The sequence below is a fragment of the Gordonia oleivorans genome (assembly GCF_040044975.1).
Classification (GTDB): domain Bacteria; phylum Actinomycetota; class Actinomycetes; order Mycobacteriales; family Mycobacteriaceae; genus Gordonia; species Gordonia oleivorans.
This window is the reverse complement of sequence record NZ_JBDZDI010000005.1, coordinates 23,636-39,834: the sequence shown is the minus strand read 5'-3', so window position 1 is coordinate 39,834 and position 16,199 is coordinate 23,636. Positions and strand designations below refer to the sequence as shown.

Below are 16,199 nucleotides of genomic sequence, written 5' to 3'. Positions count from 1 at the left end.
GCCACCTCACTGACAGCGCTCGCCACCTCACTGACAGCGCTCGCCTCAGCGTTGACAGCGCTCGCCTCAGCGTTGACAGCGCTCTCGACGGTGCTGACAGCGCCACGCAGCGAGATCACCGAGCGCTGTCAGTGACCAACAGAGCGCTGTCAACGTGGCGCGGGTGACCGCCTCAGTCGTCGACGTATTCGGTATAGCCGGTGGCGCGCAGGGCCGCCCGGATCTTGTCGGCGTCGGCGTCGAGCTGTTCCGGGGTGATGTCCTTGCGGGCGTTGCCGAGATCGAAGGTGTCCATGCTCAACGCCGGAAACACGTGGATGTGCACGTGCGGTACCTCGAGGCCGGCGATCAGCAGACCCATGCGTGGTGCGTCGAAGGCCTCCCGAACGGCACGGCCGACCTTCTGCGCGACGTCGGCGAGGTGGGTGAAGGACGCGGTGTCCATCTGCTCCCAGTGATCGACCTCCTTGCGCGGCACCACCAGCACGTGGCCGGGGGTGACGGGCTCGATGGTCAGGAAGGCGACGGCCTGACCGTCACGCCAGACGAATCGACCGGGCAGTTCTCCGTTGATGATCTTCGTGAATACCGACGACATGCCCCACAGTCTAGGGCCGGACACCCCACCGACAGTGGTGTTGGGGCCGATGTTTGGGGCGTTCGTCTCACCACGACGACCGGAGTTCACCGACGTGTTGATCTTTTTGTTGTCGGAGGTCCGTGACATCCTGTGTGCTGTGAGTCGCCGAGCCTTCGATCCCGCCCGTGGCGCGCCCGCCGCTTCCGTCGACATCGTCGATGCGGCGCAGCGCTTCCCGCGGCTGCGTTACATGGGCTCGAAGTACCGGCTGCTCCCCCATCTCGAACGCGCCTTCGCCGAGATCGGCGGCGCGACGGCGGTCGATGCGTTCTCCGGCTCCGGAGTCGTCTCGTACCTGCTCAAGGCGCAGGGCTTTGCCGTGGCCAGCAACGATTTCCTGAACTTTCCGCACATCATCACCCGCGCGACGGTCGCCAACTCCTCGGTGCGGCTCGAACCCGATCTGATCGAGGAGATCTGCGGTCCCCCCGCCGACGACCGCGACTTCATCTCCTCGACGTTCGACGGCCTCTACTTCGACGCCGACGACCGCGCCTTCCTGGATTCGGCGTGGTCGCACATCGATCGGCTGCGCGGATATCGACGCGACCTGGCCATCGCGGCGCTGGTGCTCTCGGCGGCCCGCAAACAGCCACGCGGCGTGTTCACCTTCACCGATTCCACTCGCTACGCCGACGGCCGACGCGATCTGCGGATGTCGTTGCGGGATCATTTCCGTCTCCGATCGGCCGCCGAATACAACGCGACGGTGTTCAGCAACGGTCTGCGCCATCACAGTTCCTGCGGCGATGTCTTCGACTTCGACGCCACCGCGGCCCTCGGGGGCGCCCCGGATCTGGTGTATCTCGATCCGCCGTACGCCCCGCCCACCGACGACAACGACTACATCAAGCGGTATCACTTCCTCGAGGGTCTGTCGGCGTACTGGCAGGGCATGACCATCATGGAGAACACCAAGACCAAGAAATTGCCGAAGCGGTTCACCCCGTTCGCCTACAAGCGGACCATCGAGGACGCCCTGGTGCGGACGTTCGAGCATTTCCAGGACGCCGGTGCGATCGTGCTGTCCTATTCGTCGAACGCCCTGCCGGACGCCGATCGCATCACCGACCTGCTGGGCAAGGTGAAACCGTCGGTGGAGGTGATCGCGATCGACCACAAGTACAGTTTCGGCACGCACGCCGCCGCCACCCGCCGCGACGTCAACGAGTACCTCTTCATCGGACGCGACTGACCCCGATGGCCGGCGCACCGGATTTCGACGAGTACCTGAAGACGTTGGGACGCTTGACGTCTCACGTGGATCCGACGGCGTCGACGCCGGAGGCCGAGCACATCGCGGCGGCCACGGCCGGTCTCGGCGAACTCCTCGACACCGATATCGCCGGCCTCGCCGCGTGGGTCCGGGAGAATCCCGGCGATGTCCCGGTCCTGGGTCTGGCGATCGGGCTGTCGCAGGAGAAGCTGAAGAATGTGCTGCGCGACCGGTTCGACACGTCCGGCTGGCATGGCCTGGCGCGGAGCCGTCCGGTCGAACTGGTGACCTGGCTCGACGAGGAGTTCGATCTCGTCCGCATGCTGGCGGCGCAGATGCACCGGACCTATTCCTTCGCCGACATCCTCGTCGCCCGCGCGGGTACCCGCCTGACGGCCACCCGGGCCGGGGCGTCGGGCCGCCGCATCGAAGACGAGATCGAGGACATCGCCCGCGATCTCGGCCTCGACTACACGACGCGATCCCGGTTCTCCGGCCGCAACGGACGCACCGCGCCGGCCGATCTCATCGTCGGCGCTCCGTCGAGTCCCGACATCGTGGTCGCGGCAAAGGGTTTCGATTCCACCGGGTCGAAGCTGACCGATGCGGTCCGCGAGATCGAGGAGATGGCCGAGGTGCGTCTGCCACGCCAACTCGTGTTGGCGGTGATCGACGGGATCGGCTGGAAGTCACGTCAGGCCGATCTCCGTCGTATCCATCAACTCTGGGCGGACCGTCAGATCGACGGGATGTACACGCTGGTCACCCTCGACCGCTTCCGGGACGACCTCACCGACTTCGCCCGGCTGCGGCAGTTGATCTGAGCAACCGCCACCTCAGTCGGCCAGGCGTGGCAGCCGCACCCAGAAGCAGGCACCCGAGCCGGGCGTTGAGTCCACGCCGACGCGACCTCCGTGCGCACCGACGAGTGCGGCGACGATGGACAACCCCAAACCGCTGCCGCCGCTGCCCTCGCCACGTGAGCGTGAGCTGTCGCCGCGGTAGAAGCGTTCGAAGACGCGGGCACGTTCGTCGGAGGTCAGGCCCTGGCCCGTGTCGGCGACGGTGACCACCACATCGCCGTTGCCGGTGGGGGACTCGTCGACGCCGACTCCGACGGTGATCGATGCATCGTCGGCGGTGTGCATCACCGCGTTGTTGACGAGATTGCGGATCACCTGCACGAGTCGGGCCGAATCACCCAGCACCACAGGCGGTTCGGCCGATGGGATGACCTGCAACCGGATGTCGCGATCCGGCGCGGCGGCCCGCGAGGCCTGCACGGTGTCGGCCGCAAGCATCAGCATGTCCACCGGTTCGGAGAGCAGCGGACGTTGCGCGTCGAGCCGGGCGAGCATCAAGAGGTCCTCGACGAGGAGGGTCATCCGGCCCGCCTCGTCGTCGATGCGGCGCATCGCGTCGCCCGCGTCGGACACCGCGCCCTGCCGGTACAGCTCGGCGAAACCCTTGATCGAGGTGAGCGGGGTCCGCAGCTCGTGGCTGGCGTCGGCGACGAATCGTCGCATCTTCTCCTCGGACTGCCGGGCCTGCTGTTCGGACGCGGCGGTGGTGGCGAACGCGTGCTGGATCTGCCCGAGCATCGTGTTGAGCGAGGCCGAGAGACTGCCCACCTCGGTGTTCGGCGGTCCGGGGGCCACCCGCATGTTGAGGTTGCCGGCGGCGATCGCGTGGGCGGTCTCCTCCACCCGGCGCAGCGGTCGCAGACTGGATCGCACCAGCAGATAGCTCAGCACGCCGAGCAGCGCGACGACCGCCGCCCCGATGCCGAACTGTAGCCACATGAGTCGCGACAAGGTCTTGTTGACGTCGGTCAGGGGTGTCGCGACGATCGCCACCCCGTCCGGTCCGGTGGTCTTGACGACGCGCCATTGTGGCCCGTCACCGACGGAGTCGACGGTCGTCGGCGCCACGTCGGACGCCGTCAGGCCCGAGACATCGGGTTCGGCACTGAAGTCGCTCGCGTTCGAGATCACCAGACCCGAGTTGAGCGTCGTCATCACGAAGTAGGGCGAGGGAGGTCGGCGCGGGCCGATCGGAGGTCCCTGCGAGGAACCCATCTCGGGGTTGCGGGGTTTGGCCCACCCCTCCGTCGCCGACACCAGCCCCTGGTCGGTGCGCGACATGAGATCCGAGCGCATCGCCGAGGTGACGGCGATTCCGGACACCAGCAGTCCCACGGCCACCAGGATGAGGGTCAGTCCGACGAGCGAGATCCGCAGCGGCACACCACGGAGGCGTTTCACGCCGGTGACCGGCGGGGCCGACGCCGCCGCGCTCGATGCGGATGCCGTACCGGCCCGCAGGTGCGACGTTGGGCCTCGTGCACCGGAGTGCACCGCGGCGCTCGGGCCAGCGGTCACCGCGGCTCCCGCATGACGTATCCGACGCCGCGCAGCGTGTGGATCAGTGGTGTGACGCCGTAGTCGAGTTTGCGTCGCAGGTACGAGACATAGGATTCGACGACGTTGACCTCACCGCCGAAGTCGTAGTTCCAGACGTGGTCGAGGATGCGCGGCTTGGACAGGACCGTGCCGGCGTTGACCATGAAGTAGCGCAGCAGGGTGAACTCGGTCGGCGACAGCGAGATCAGCTTGCCGGCCTTCCACACCTCGTGCGTCTCGTCGTCGAGTTCGAGATCGGCGAAGGTGACCCGCGAGGTCTCCTTGGCCCGCTCGTCGAACCCGCTGCGCCGCAACAGAACCTGCAGACGCGCCACGACCTCTTCGAGACTGAACGGTTTGGTGACGTAGTCGTCGCCGCCGATGGTGAGGCCGTTGATCTTGTCCTCGACCGAGTCCTTGGCCGACAGGTACAGCGCCGGTGCGGCGATACCGTCGGCGCGGAGTCGGCGCAGGAGGCCGAATCCGTCCATTCCCGGCATCATCACGTCGAGGACGAGGACGTCGGGTTTGAAGTTGCGGCATCGGTCGATCGCCTCCGGGCCACCCGCCGCGGTCTCGACCTCGTACCCCTGGAACTTCAGCGACACCGACAACAACTCACGAATATTCGCCTCGTCGTCGACGACGAGGACTTTCGCTCCCTGGCCAGATTCATTCACGCCTATCACCTCACACCCCCAGTCTGCCATGAGCCTGGACTGTGACTGGGAGCTTTCTGTGAGGTCTGACCTGCGGTGATGGGTACGTCTGGGTGCCGGCCGTCAGCTCGCCGTGAGGGCGGCGTCGAGCGCCGCCAGGGACTTCTCCAGGAATTCCGGTCCGAACGGCGGCATGCCACCGATCTCGGCGCGCACCGGTTCCGGGGTCCTCGACCAGTCGTAGATGAGGGTGACCCGGGTGCCGCCGGCCTCCGGTTGGAGTCGGTAGCGCCACTCCCATCCACCGGGGCGGTGACGACCGGCGTCGTCGATCTCGCCCGGCAGCCAGGCAATCTCGGAGTCTGGCACGATGCCGCTGACGCGGTTGTGGACGACGTAGTGCCCGTCGGCCTTGTCGAGGTACATGTTCATCCCGAAGATCTGCCCGACCTCGGTGAGTGGGGCGGTGTCGATGGCGTCGCGAACCCAATCCGACGGTTCGGTGTCCTGATGTCTCGTCGGTTCGCGCAGCAACGCGAAGACGTCCTCGGGTGCGGCGTCGACGAACCGCGAGACGATCATGGCCTCGGCTGCATCGGAGGTGCTCATCAGGAGTCCTCTCCGTAGAAGTGCGCGATGTCGGTCGAGTCCGCCCAGCCCGAGTAGGTGGGTCGTTGCGGCCACCCGTCCGGCGAGTCCTGCCATTCCTCTTGCCTGCCCCACGGCAGCACGTCGAGCAGCGCGAAGCTGTGACCGAGTTGTTCGGTGCCGCGGCCGTTGGTGTGCCAGGTGCGGTAGACCCGGTCGCCGTCGCGGAGGAACACGTTGATCGCGAATCCCTCGCCGGGTGCGGCGTCGACCCCGGACCCGAAGGTGGTGCCGGCTGCGGAGAACCAGTCCATCCGGTTGCCGACGCGACGCCGGTAGGCCAGCGCCTCGTCGATCGGGCCGTTGGTCACGATGACGAATCGGGCGTCGTAGTTGTCGAGGAACTCCAGGCGGGTGAACTGCGAGGTGTATCCGGTGCAGCCGGGGCACTGGAACTCCGCGCCGTCGTTCCACATGTGGTGGTAGGTGATCAGCTGGGATCGGCCGTCGAAGATCTCGGCCAGGCTGATCGGGCCGTCGGCGCCGGTCAGTGTGTGGTTGGTGACCTCTACCATCGGCATGCGCCGTCGCTGGGCGGCGATCGCGTCGAGTTCGCGAGTGGCCGCCTTCTCCCGGCGGCGCAGGTCGTCGAGGGCCGCTCGCCAGGCGGCGTCGTCGACCACCGGCGGCATCGCCTGCGGGTCTTTCGGCGTGGACAACTGGTCGGTCATGGCGGACTCCTCACCGTCGATGCGCGGTGGCCGCGAGCGTGGCACCCGAGGCCCCTGTACAGAGACCGACCGAGCCGGACCGCCGAACTCATCGCTGATCTCGCAATCCGCGGACGAATGGGGCCGGGTAGCCGGGCCGGATCTGGGCGCCACCGAGCCACGCGGTCAGTTCGTTCGCCCGATCGTCGACGGCGCGACGAGCGCCGGCGGGCAGCTTCTCAAAGAGATGCACCCGAATGCTCGTGTCGTCGTCGCGGTACCAGCCACCGACGATGCGACCGTCCCACCACACGGTCTGACCGCCGTTGCCGTTGCGATCGAAGATGTGCTCGCCGTGTGGCCCGAGGTAGAAGTCGCGGATCTTGTGGCCCATCGTGGTGGAATCCAGTTCCGGAAGCAGGACGGCCTGGGGTTCGAGATCGTCGTCATCGGGCGACACGACGTCATCGGCGAGGACGTACCCCACCGAGCCGTCGTCGAGTTCGACCTCGGCGATGTCGAGTTGCGCCAACGCCTGCCGCACCGCAGCCTTGGTCGAACCCAGCCACCACACCAGATCGGTTTCGGTGCCGGGGCCGAAGGACGCGAGCCACCGACGGACCATCGCTGCATACGCGGTCGCGGGATCGGGCGGATCGAGTGACTCGCCGAGCCAATCCCGCATCGATGACCACGACGGCCTCGACATATGCCATCCCGCCGAATTGGGTCCTCGCACAATGTCTGCTGCCGCACTCATCATGTTGATGATGCGCGGCAACATCGGGTTCGCGCCGCCGTACGACTTTCCGGGGCTCACGATGACCGTCCGGTTGAACTCGGGCAGGCGCTCGCGGATCTGCGACGAGGTGAGGGTGACCCCGTCGACGAGTTCGGCGGCGACCGCTGCGCGCGCCGCGTCGATCCATCCGTCGGGATCGGTGCACCACTCACTGCGGCGAAGATCGCGGAGCATGTTGGTGCGTTCGGATGCTGTCACCCGAGGACCCACGGCACCCACCGCCTCCCGCAGGAGGTCGCGAGGAAACACGAAAAGCGTTCGGCGCATGGCCAACTGCTTGACCAGGCTCCGATCGACGTAGAGCGCGTCGTCCATCGATGCGGGCGTGAATCCGTCGATGCGCGCCCACGCGGCGAGGTAGACGGTCGACGGTGTGGTGGAATGCAGGCCGACCATCGATTCGGCGGCCTCGATCACCGAGTGCGCCCGGGTTTCGGATGCGAGTCGATGTCGGCGCAGCAACCGGTTTCGGCGGGCGCGGTCGGTCACCCGGGGACGTGTCATGATCACCCGTGCGGCGGCGCGGCGACCGCCTCGATCTCGACGAGCTGGCCGTCATACGGAAGTACGGTGACACCCATCATCATCGCGGGAGGAACGGTCTCGAACTCGGCGGCCACCGCCTCCCACGCGACATAGAGATCGGCCTGAAGTCGTTCCGCCACATAGATGGTCAGCTTGGCGACATCGGCAAACGTGGCGCCCTGCTCACCGAGCACGGCCGCGAGGTTCGCCAGACAGATCCGCGTCTGCCCCACCACGTCACCGGATGCGCCGACCGCACCGTTCTCATCGAGCGGACTGATACCCGCGGTGAAGATGAGCGACCCCGGCGACACCGTCGCGCTGTAGGGAAACCCACCGTCGTGCAGAATTGATGACCCATTGAGCCGTACTCGAGACATGCCGCCACTGTAGCCGCCCGCACCGACAATCCGGACCCGTTCCCATGTCGCCACTGACAGCGCTCGCCTCTTCGCTGACGGCGCTCTCGATATCGGTGACAGCGCTCTGGATCACGCTGACAGCGCTCTCCTCATCACTGACAGCGCTCTGTATTACGTTGACAGCGCTTTCGATTCCGTTGACAGCGCTTTCGATTCCGTTGACAGCAACCCAGTTTCGGTCGCGGCGACCTCACCCCACCGGTCGAGCCGACCCCATCCCGCCGGTCGAGCCGACCCCATCCCGCCGGTCGAGCCGGACGGAGCGATAGCGAAGTCCGAGTCGAGACCACGCAACCCAACGCTGGAATCTTCACCACCACAACACCTCCCGCGAAATCGACGCCCCATACCACACCCCACCGACAGAAAAATCCGGTCGACGACGAGTTATCCACAGACCAAACATTATGCACAGCAACAGGATTCACGAAACTGACCCTTGCCACGAACGGATATCCGGCGTACTGTGGTGAACATGACACCGGGGGAACTTGACACCACCATCGACTTCTTATCCGAACTCGACTACACCAACCGCAGCCTCACCCGCGACAACGCAAAGCACGCACTGCACGCCATCCTGCTCATCCGCAATCTCGTCGACCATCATGCGAGTGTGCTTGTCGGACTCTGCGATCACCTCAAGGTCGCAGAGAACGAGGGCCGCAAACTTCAAGAGCTACTACACGAATGGGGTGTCGCCCCGGCCTCGGCGTCTCGCATGATCCGACTGGGCACCACACCCGACATCGAGCGAGTGCACCGCCACACCGCGCTGGGCACGCTCTCGGCCGAACACGCCGACGCCATTGTCCGAGGATTGGCGCACATCGAGAAACGATCCGGCGAGCCCGTCACCACCGAAGAACGCGACGCCCACAGCATTGCCCTCCTCGGGCACGCCACCGCCGGGTTCACACCCGCCGAAATCCGCGACTACGCCAAAAGCCGAGGAAATCAGCAGGCCGATGACACCGACGGTTTACCCGCCGCTGAGGACCGTTCGATCAACACCCTGGACTTCCACGATTCCGATGATGGACGCCTCACGGTCACCGGCGATCTGCACGCCGTACTCGGGGAGAAGTTGAGGACGGCGATCGAAGTGTTGTCGGCGCCACGACCCCAACCCGACGGATCCCGCGATCCGCGTTCCGCGGGTCAGATGCGTGCCGACGCATTGGAGATCATCCTCGACACCGCCGCCCACGCAGCCCGAGGCGAGCACTGCGACGACGGACCACGCATGCCCACCGAGTTGGTCAACCTCACCATCCCCACCGGCACACCATCGTTGGCGTCGTTGCAGTTCATGGGATCGGTCACCGAAGCCACCGCCCGCAAACTGTGCTGCGACGCCACCGTCGGCGTCATGATCGTCAGCAAAGACGAGGTACCACTATCGCTCGGGCGCACCATCCGCTTGTTCAACCGGGCCCAACGACGCGCCCTGGCGCACCGGGATAAGGGGTGCATCAAGTGTGGAGCACCGCCCTCGCGGACCCAGGCGCACCATATCGTCCACTGGGTTGACGGCGGCGAAACATGTGTGGAGAACGGCGCTTTGCTCTGTTCGGCCTGTCATGACGATGTCCACCATAACGGATGGGACGTCGTCATGGGAGCCGATCACCACCCGTGGTTGATTCCACCGGAAAGTGTTGACCCGCAACGCAGGTGGCTGCGGTCGTATCACCGCCGGACCATGACGTTGGATGGATTGCCGGGTGCGGCATGATGATTCGGTTCCAGCCTTGGCTTGCGGGGCCTCCTTGCGTTGAGCTCCGTCGAAACGACACGGCTCGACCGACGGGCAAGGGCTCGACCAACGGGGTAAGACCCTCGCCCACAGATAGATAACAGACCAACCAACCCGCACCCGGCTCCGGCCGGGACCGCATCGGTACCTTGACAAGTCCACAGTGAAATATGAATGCCGGGAACAGGTATCGCAGCTCGACGGCCCTCGGGTGAGGGTGCGCAGCATGCGATACCCGTTCCTCAGTCATTCAAGCGCGCACTCATCCAGTCGATGGTCTGCATTCCGAAAAGGTCTGTGCCCCAGCGGTACATGTTGGTGAGGAATGTCAGCATGCTGCAGTCGGTGGGCTGATAGTCGACGCGGGTGCCGCCACGGCGGTACGTCGCGGCCAGGGCGCGGGCGTCGGCGGCGGGAACCAGCGACATGAACGAATCGTCGCGGGCGCACGATGCGATCAGCACGGGCGCCTTGGGTGCCCTGGTGCCCAACTGATTGTCGCGATAGACATGCTGGAACTCCGGGATGTCGGCGGGATTCCGGCCGTTGAACAAGACCGACAACGGCAGGAAGGGGGTGCCGAAATATGCCGGCGTCTGGCACTGCGTGCGGAACACGTCGGCGAGGGCTTTGCCTGCCGGGCTGAGCTTCTCGTCGATCCGCATCTCCGGATATCGCGGTTCCAGACCCAGCAGCGTCGCGAAGGCGAACCCGGAACCGATGGAACCGTCCGACGCGCGGATGAAGTTGCGCTGATTGACGGCCATCCCCTCGAGGATGGACCCGCGGATATTCAGTTCGGGTGCATACCGATCCGCGTTCTCGGCGGCGAAGGCCGCACCGACACCGCCGCCGGCGACGCCGAACAACGCGATCGGCGCAGACGCCGACAGCCCCGCCGGAGAGGTAGCGATCGCGGCGCGCAATCCGTCGAGAAGCGTGTTGCCACCGAACTTTCCGGCGAAGACGCCATGCGGATCGGGATCGGCGTTGTTGCCGACGTCGCTGATGAGAACGGCGTAGCCCTTGCCGAACATCTGGGCCAACGGTCCGAGCGCCGACCACGACGCCCCGTCGAGCGGATCACGACCGGTCCACATCGTCGATGGATGGCAATAGGCTCCGACGCTGTCATTGGCGAACTGGTAACCGACGATCGGCCGATCGGCATTGTCGCGACCGTCGCGCGGGACCATCAGAATGCCGGTACTGATGTCGGCCTCGTCGTGCAATCCACGGGTGACGTACATCAGCGCGTAGGCGTCGAGATTCCCCGGCCGGAACCCGGTGAACTGGACGTCGACCTTCTTTGCCTTCAGTAGCGTCCCGGGGCGTTCGTCACCACGCAGGCGTGGCTCGACATAGAACGGGTCGTCGGACACCAGCGGCGTGAAGATCTCCTGCGGACTGGCCAGACGACCCGAGGTGAAGGTGCCGATCACATACCCGTTGAACACCTCGGCGAGCTGTGGAGTTCGGTTCGGCGGACCGGCGTGGGCCACACCGGCGACAGAGGTCACGGCCGCAGCGGCGACGGCACACAGGACGACGACGACGGCCAGCGCGGACCGCAGCACACTACGCACAGGTTCTCCCGGTTTCGGAATCATTCGCGTCGGACGAAACACACTCAGACCGGTCCCCGACTCCTGACCGTGCGGTAAGGAGAACCGAATGAGACGGAACATTAGCGACGTCTCAGCGTGTGGGGCAACTTCTCCAGACGTGACTCACGTCACCGCGGGCTCCCGCCGCGGTCATCGGAACGCGAGGGCCTCATCTCCCCACGCCGCCGCGATCCGGTCGTCGAGTCCGTCGACGGGTCGGTCCTGCGAGGAGATCACCATCGAGGTACGCCGATCCGGCGAGAAGGCAGACCAGTCGGTCCCACCCCGATGGCCGGGCACGCCATCACGCACGAAGGAACCCCACCGATCCAGCATGCGCTCGGCGACCTTCTCGCCCGTCGACCGCCCGCCGAGTTTGTAGGTGATGTCCCGCGAGCCGGTGGGCAGGTTGCCCCACATGTAGTTGAGCTCGGTTCCGTGGGTGGCACCGAGGCGGAGCACCTTGTACATCCTCGGGGCCCAATCGAACCGATACAGATACACCGGAACCCGAGCCGAATGCGCGTGGGCCACCCAGATCGCCGGCATCCGGAACGCGAGATCACGGGCGATCGCCAGGCCCGCGGCCTTCGGATGTCGCGGATACACGCCGAGGATGCGCCGCTCGTCCGGAATCGGCAGGTTCGGCTGCTCGATCGCGATGCGCTCGAACATCTTCCGGATCTGCGACAGGTCGATGGGCATCAGCGGTGACTTCATGTACCGGAACACCGCCGACTCGTCGCGGTTGCTGCCGATCAGAAGAGGCACCTGCATCGCCTCACCGGCCCGATAGACGTCCAGCGGATGCCGCGGGACCAGGTCACCGTCGACCACCGGCGCGAACGCCAACACTCCCGGATCATTCTGCGGTACTTGGGAAAACGCGAGCATCCCCGCCGTCACCACCGCCGACGACGACGCGGTGGCCAACGACCCCGACACCGCCCGGTCGATCCGGTGCGCGACGTCGACCATCCGCTGGGTGTCGAATACCGTTGTCGCCGGCGAACTCTGCGCGATGGCCCGATGGAACAGACCACGCGCCGCCGGGACGGTGAGCATCGTGGTGACGATGCCGCCGCCCGCGGACTCCCCCGCCAGCGTGACCTGGGCCGGATCGCCACCGAATCCGGCGATGTTGTCGCGCACCCACGTCAACGCGGCAAGCACGTCGGAGAGCGCGGCGTTGGGTTCGGCTCCGTCGATCACCGAACTCAGGTCGGTGAATCCGAAGGCGCCGATGCGGTAATTGATGGTGACGACGACGATCCCGGCGTCGGCCGCCATCCGCGCCCCGTCATAGAGCGGTTGACTCCCCGATCCGTACACATAGGCACCGCCGTGCACCCACACCATCACCGGACGCGGCGAATCCGACGGCGCCACCGGAGCCCAGACGTTCAGGAACAGGCAGTCCTCGTCCATCACCGGGTCGTCACCGAACACGATCACCGGATGTCGTTGCTGCGGGCACACCGCACCGAATCGGTCCGCATCGAGCAGCTCGGTATGGGCGTCGACGGGCCGCGCCCGACGCCACCGGTTCTCCCCGACCGGCGGTGCGGCATAACGCATTCCGCGCCACACATCGACCGCACCCGCGCGGACACCCCGGTAGGGCCCCGACGTCGTCTCGACGATCAACCGTGGATCGGACGCCACCGACATCGCCCGATCACGCGTCGCGTTCGATCGGACACGACATGCACCGCGGGCCACCGCGACCCCGGCCGAGCTCGGAACTCGACAGTCCGATCACCTGAATCCCGTTGTCGCCGAGGAACTTGTTGGTGGTGACGTTGCGTTCGTACCCGATCACCACGCCCGGACTGACGGCGACGAAGTTGTTGCCGTCGTCCCACTGGGCGCGCGCCGCCTCGAGCCGGTCGATCGGCGCCTTGAGGACGCGCAGACGGTCCACCCCGAGGGCCTCGGCGACGGCGGCGAACAACTCGGTGTTCTCCGTCACGGTGAAGTGTCCCTGGTCACCATGCGGGGTGAGCGTGTAGGACCGCAGCGTCTCGGGCAGATACGGGTAGACGCTGAACGCGTCCCGATCGATCTGCGTCATCGCGGTGTCCAGATGCATGAACGCCCGCTCCATCGGCAGTTCGACGACGAGCACCCGATCGACCGTGCCCGCCTTGAACAGGCTCTCGGCGAGCACCTCGATGCCCTGCGGCGCGGTGCGTTCGCTCATCCCGATCATCACCGTGCGGTTGCCGATCACCAGGATGTCACCACCCTCGATCGTCGCCGGCGTGTAGCGCATCGGGTCGTTGCCGTTGTAGAACGCGAACTCCTCCGCGGTGAACATCGGATGGAAGTTGTAGATCAGCCGCGAGTTGATCGTCTCGCGCTGCCGCGCCGGCTTGGCCATCGGATTGAGATTGACACCCTCATAGATCCACGCCGAATTGTCGCGCTGGAACAGATGATTGGGCAACGGGGCGAGCAGGAAGTCGTCGTCGTGCAGGCTGTCGAGCAGCAGACTGGACACACCCTTCAGGTAGGGCGCGGCCTCACGCTTGAGGATTCCACCGATGAGCAGTTCGGCGAGTTGCGCCGGCTCCCGCTCGTCGAGCAGGCGTTGCAGGGGGCCGTCGAGTTCGGTACCGAACTGGGTCTCGGTGACCAACTCCGCCTTGAGTTCGTCCCGGGCGCCGTCCTGGGCCAGCGCGGTGGCGAGCAGATCCTGGTACAGGTACACGGTGACGCCCAGATCACGCAGGATCTGCTGGAACTGTTCGTGTTCCTCTTGCGCTTTCTCCGCCCACATCACATCGTCGAAGAGCAGACTCTTGACGTTGGCCGGGGTCAATCGGAGCAGTTCGATCCCGGGCTTGTGCAAGATGACCTGCTTGAGCTGACCGACCTCGGAGTCGACATGGAAAGCCATGAGAGAACTCTAATCGCGCGCACAGCTGCACGCGGGACGATGTGAAACATCGCCGCCGGGCAGGCCGCACAGCGGTGCGACGACAACGTCGCACAACATGATCGGCCCGTCCGGCATGATCACCGAACGGGCCGAATCCGAGCCCCCTGTCGGGATTGAACCGACGACCGCTCGCTTACAAGGCGAGTGCTCTACCACTGAGCTAAGGAGGCATTGCTTGCGCGAGTATATCCGCCGCGCCGCCCGACGCCTCATCGGCACCAGCCAGGCCACGATCGACACGATCGAGCCCGGCAGCATCATGGTCGCGCCGCGTCGGCCGATCGACCGGTTCGATGTCGCGGCCATCACCGAGGTGCTCGATCTGGCCACCAAGATCGGTGCGGTGCTGCTCGATTCGGGCACCGGCGCGATCGACACCGCCACCCAGATCCGCTTCGTCGCCGGCGTCTACGGGCTCGACGACGTCGACGTCGACGTCACCTACAACACCATCGTGGTCAGTGCCCGGCGCGGCGCGACGTTGCCACCGATCACCACCATGCAGACGGTGCAGTACCGCTCGCTGGACTTCACCCGGCTCGCCCAGGTCGACCGGCTGATCCGACGCATCCGGGATTCGGCGATCGCCCCGTCGACGGCGCACCGGATGGTCGACGCCATCATCGCCGCACCCCACCCGTACCCGTACAAGGTGGCGACCTTCGCGTGGGGACTGATGGCGGCCGGGATCTCGGTCCTGCTCGGTGGTGGGCCCCTGGTGGCGCTGCTGGCGTTCGTGACCACCGGTGTCACCGTCACCATCAATCGGCTGCTGAACCGCATCGGGACACCGGTGTTCTTCCAGCAGGTCGCGGGCGGGTTCATCGCCGTGGTGCCGGCCGCCCTCGTCTTCGAGGGCGGGGAACGCATCGGGATCGAGATCCTGCCCTCGCAGGTGATCGCCGCGGGCATCGTGGTGCTGCTGTCGGGGTTGTCGTTGGTGGGGTCGGTGCAGGACGCCATCACCGGTGCGCCGATCACCGGGGTCGCGCGCTTTTTCGAACTGCTGCTGATGACCGGCGGCATCATCGCCGGGGTCGGCATGGCCCTGCGGATGCTGGAGACCACCGGTCTCTACCTGCCGACGATCACCACATCCACCCAGTTCGCCGCCGTCGACGTCCCGGTGCGGGTCGCGGCCGGCGCGGTGGCCGCCCTCGCCTTCGCCTGGGCCAGCTATGCCGAGCGCCGCGCCCTGCCCGTCGCGTTCGTCGCCGGGATGATCGGCGTCGGCGTGGTGGCGGGCTCCTCCTTCATCCCGGTCGGTGACGTCATCGGGTCCGGGATGGCCGCGGTCTGCGTCGGCATGCTCGGCGGTCTGCTCGCGCGGCGTGCCGTCACCCCGCCCCTGGTGGTGGCCGTCGCCGGTATCACGCCACTGTTGCCCGGCCTGGCCGTCTACCGGGGTCTGTACGGCATTCTCAACGATCAGACCCTGGAAGGTCTGACCTGGGCGACGAGCGCGTTGGGCGTCGGATGCGCCCTCGCCGCGGGGGTCACCCTCGGCGAGTTCATCGCCCGCACCCTGCGCCGCCCACGGATCGCCGCCCCCGCCTGGGCGCGTCCGGCGCGGTGGCGACGCGGCGGCAACCGCAACGTGTGGTGACGCCCCGTCGTCGCGCTTCGCCAAACGGGTAATATGGGCAAGGTTGTCGCGTACGCCACACGGCCATGAGGAAGAACACGGCGTGACGCCCACAGACGAACGAGTACGAGACCGCGTCCGCCCCGCGAACCGGGGCCCGACCAAAGGGACATGATGGCTGCAGCCAAGACCACCGACATCGCCGACGAAGAGCTGGAGCCGGTGGCCGACGAGACAGCCAGTTCCGCCCGCCGCGTCGTCGCCGCCTACGCGACCGACGCCGACGAGTGCCGGATGCTGCTGTCGATGCTGGGAATCGCACCGGGCGAGAACGCCTGAG

At 66.3% G+C, this 16,199-nt stretch carries 15 protein-coding genes and 1 tRNA gene; 5 read left to right on the top strand and 11 right to left on the bottom strand.

The features are described 5' to 3' along the window. Window positions 1–172: 172 nt before the first annotated feature. The gene (locus tag ABLE92_RS10065; RefSeq protein WP_348804619.1) at window positions 173–598 is read right to left on the bottom strand and encodes an HIT family protein; all 426 of its coding nucleotides are present in this window, start codon (window positions 596–598) and stop codon (window positions 173–175) included. A 232-nt stretch (window positions 599–830) separates the two neighbouring features. On the opposite strand from ABLE92_RS10065, the gene ABLE92_RS10060 reads away from it, so the two are divergent. Together ABLE92_RS10060 and ABLE92_RS10055 are read left to right on the top strand one after the other, a co-directional pair. Next, window positions 831–1,835, top strand: a complete 1,005-nt coding sequence (locus ABLE92_RS10060; RefSeq protein ID WP_348804877.1) for a DNA adenine methylase — start codon at window positions 831–833, stop codon at window positions 1,833–1,835. Window positions 1,836–1,840: 5 nt separating this feature from the next. Next, window positions 1,841–2,680 carry a hypothetical protein gene (locus ABLE92_RS10055; protein WP_348804618.1) on the top strand — a complete coding sequence of 280 codons (840 nt, stop codon included), beginning with the start codon at window positions 1,841–1,843 and terminating at the stop codon, window positions 2,678–2,680. 12 nt (window positions 2,681–2,692) lie between these two features. Here ABLE92_RS10055 and ABLE92_RS10050 read toward each other — a convergent pair whose 3' ends face one another. From ABLE92_RS10050 to ABLE92_RS10025, 6 genes are all read right to left on the bottom strand, one after another. Further along, entirely contained in the window at window positions 2,693–4,120 is a 1,428-nt protein-coding gene (locus tag ABLE92_RS10050; protein ID WP_348804876.1) for a sensor histidine kinase, read from the bottom strand. A 113-nt stretch (window positions 4,121–4,233) separates the two neighbouring features. Further along, the gene (locus ABLE92_RS10045; RefSeq protein ID WP_348804617.1) at window positions 4,234–4,968 is read right to left on the bottom strand and encodes a response regulator transcription factor; all 735 of its coding nucleotides are present in this window, start codon (window positions 4,966–4,968) and stop codon (window positions 4,234–4,236) included. 72 nt (window positions 4,969–5,040) lie between these two features. After that, complete coding sequence (locus ABLE92_RS10040; protein ID WP_348804616.1) at window positions 5,041–5,526, bottom strand: SRPBCC family protein; 486 nt, start codon at window positions 5,524–5,526, stop codon at window positions 5,041–5,043. Then, window positions 5,526–6,236, bottom strand: a complete 711-nt coding sequence (locus ABLE92_RS10035; protein WP_348804615.1) for a DUF899 domain-containing protein — start codon at window positions 6,234–6,236, stop codon at window positions 5,526–5,528. The genes ABLE92_RS10040 and ABLE92_RS10035 overlap by 1 nt, the downstream gene beginning before the upstream one ends. Before the next feature lie 88 nt (window positions 6,237–6,324). Further along, on the bottom strand, window positions 6,325–7,521 hold the full coding sequence (locus ABLE92_RS10030; RefSeq protein WP_348804614.1) for a winged helix DNA-binding domain-containing protein: 1,197 nt from the start codon (window positions 7,519–7,521) through the stop codon (window positions 6,325–6,327). Window positions 7,522–7,523: 2 nt separating this feature from the next. Further along, window positions 7,524–7,922 carry a RidA family protein gene (locus tag ABLE92_RS10025; RefSeq protein WP_348804613.1) on the bottom strand — a complete coding sequence of 133 codons (399 nt, stop codon included), beginning with the start codon at window positions 7,920–7,922 and terminating at the stop codon, window positions 7,524–7,526. A 517-nt stretch (window positions 7,923–8,439) separates the two neighbouring features. Here ABLE92_RS10025 and ABLE92_RS10020 point away from each other — a divergent pair. Then, window positions 8,440–9,702: an HNH endonuclease gene (locus ABLE92_RS10020; RefSeq protein WP_348804612.1), complete on the top strand. Its 1,263-nt coding sequence runs from the start codon at window positions 8,440–8,442 to the stop codon at window positions 9,700–9,702. Window positions 9,703–9,965: 263 nt separating this feature from the next. On the opposite strand, the gene ABLE92_RS10015 is transcribed toward ABLE92_RS10020, so the two are convergent. From ABLE92_RS10015 to ABLE92_RS10000, 4 genes are all read right to left on the bottom strand, one after another. Then, window positions 9,966–11,333: a lipase family protein gene (locus ABLE92_RS10015; RefSeq protein WP_425476275.1), complete on the bottom strand. Its 1,368-nt coding sequence runs from the start codon at window positions 11,331–11,333 to the stop codon at window positions 9,966–9,968. Window positions 11,334–11,480: 147 nt separating this feature from the next. Further along, window positions 11,481–13,001 carry a carboxylesterase/lipase family protein gene (locus ABLE92_RS10010; protein ID WP_348804610.1) on the bottom strand — a complete coding sequence of 507 codons (1,521 nt, stop codon included), beginning with the start codon at window positions 12,999–13,001 and terminating at the stop codon, window positions 11,481–11,483. Between the two features lie 7 nt (window positions 13,002–13,008). Then, a complete protein-coding gene (locus ABLE92_RS10005) occupies window positions 13,009–14,232 on the bottom strand; it encodes an arginine deiminase (protein ID WP_348804609.1) in 1,224 nt (407 codons plus the stop codon). 140 nt (window positions 14,233–14,372) lie between these two features. After that, window positions 14,373–14,444, bottom strand: a tRNA-Thr gene (locus ABLE92_RS10000). Window positions 14,445–14,449: 5 nt separating this feature from the next. Between ABLE92_RS10000 and ABLE92_RS09995 the strand changes: the two genes are divergently transcribed. Continuing rightward, the gene (locus tag ABLE92_RS09995) at window positions 14,450–15,880 is read left to right on the top strand and encodes a threonine/serine exporter family protein (RefSeq protein WP_348804608.1); all 1,431 of its coding nucleotides are present in this window, start codon (window positions 14,450–14,452) and stop codon (window positions 15,878–15,880) included. Window positions 15,881–16,030: 150 nt separating this feature from the next. Beyond that, the gene (locus ABLE92_RS09990) at window positions 16,031–16,198 is read left to right on the top strand and encodes a hypothetical protein (RefSeq protein ID WP_014358961.1); all 168 of its coding nucleotides are present in this window, start codon (window positions 16,031–16,033) and stop codon (window positions 16,196–16,198) included. The last annotated feature ends 1 nt before the right edge of the window (window position 16,199 follow it).

Coding starts and splice junctions, on each gene's coding strand:
- ABLE92_RS10065 (WP_348804619.1), bottom strand. CDS start 598: ATGTCGTCGGTATTCACGAAGATCATCAACGGAGAACTGCCCGGTCGA.
- ABLE92_RS10060 (WP_348804877.1), top strand. CDS start 831: ATGGGCTCGAAGTACCGGCTGCTCCCCCATCTCGAACGCGCCTTCGCC.
- ABLE92_RS10055 (WP_348804618.1), top strand. CDS start 1,841: ATGGCCGGCGCACCGGATTTCGACGAGTACCTGAAGACGTTGGGACGC.
- ABLE92_RS10045 (WP_348804617.1), bottom strand. CDS start 4,968: ATGGCAGACTGGGGGTGTGAGGTGATAGGCGTGAATGAATCTGGCCAG.
- ABLE92_RS10040 (WP_348804616.1), bottom strand. CDS start 5,526: ATGAGCACCTCCGATGCAGCCGAGGCCATGATCGTCTCGCGGTTCGTC.
- ABLE92_RS10035 (WP_348804615.1), bottom strand. CDS start 6,236: ATGACCGACCAGTTGTCCACGCCGAAAGACCCGCAGGCGATGCCGCCG.
- ABLE92_RS10030 (WP_348804614.1), bottom strand. CDS start 7,521: ATGACACGTCCCCGGGTGACCGACCGCGCCCGCCGAAACCGGTTGCTG.
- ABLE92_RS10025 (WP_348804613.1), bottom strand. CDS start 7,922: ATGTCTCGAGTACGGCTCAATGGGTCATCAATTCTGCACGACGGTGGG.
- ABLE92_RS10020 (WP_348804612.1), top strand. CDS start 8,440: ATGACACCGGGGGAACTTGACACCACCATCGACTTCTTATCCGAACTC.
- ABLE92_RS10015 (WP_425476275.1), bottom strand. CDS start 11,333: ATGATTCCGAAACCGGGAGAACCTGTGCGTAGTGTGCTGCGGTCCGCG.
- ABLE92_RS10010 (WP_348804610.1), bottom strand. CDS start 13,001: ATGTCGGTGGCGTCCGATCCACGGTTGATCGTCGAGACGACGTCGGGG.
- ABLE92_RS10005 (WP_348804609.1), bottom strand. CDS start 14,232: ATGGCTTTCCATGTCGACTCCGAGGTCGGTCAGCTCAAGCAGGTCATC.
- ABLE92_RS09990 (WP_014358961.1), top strand. CDS start 16,031: ATGATGGCTGCAGCCAAGACCACCGACATCGCCGACGAAGAGCTGGAG.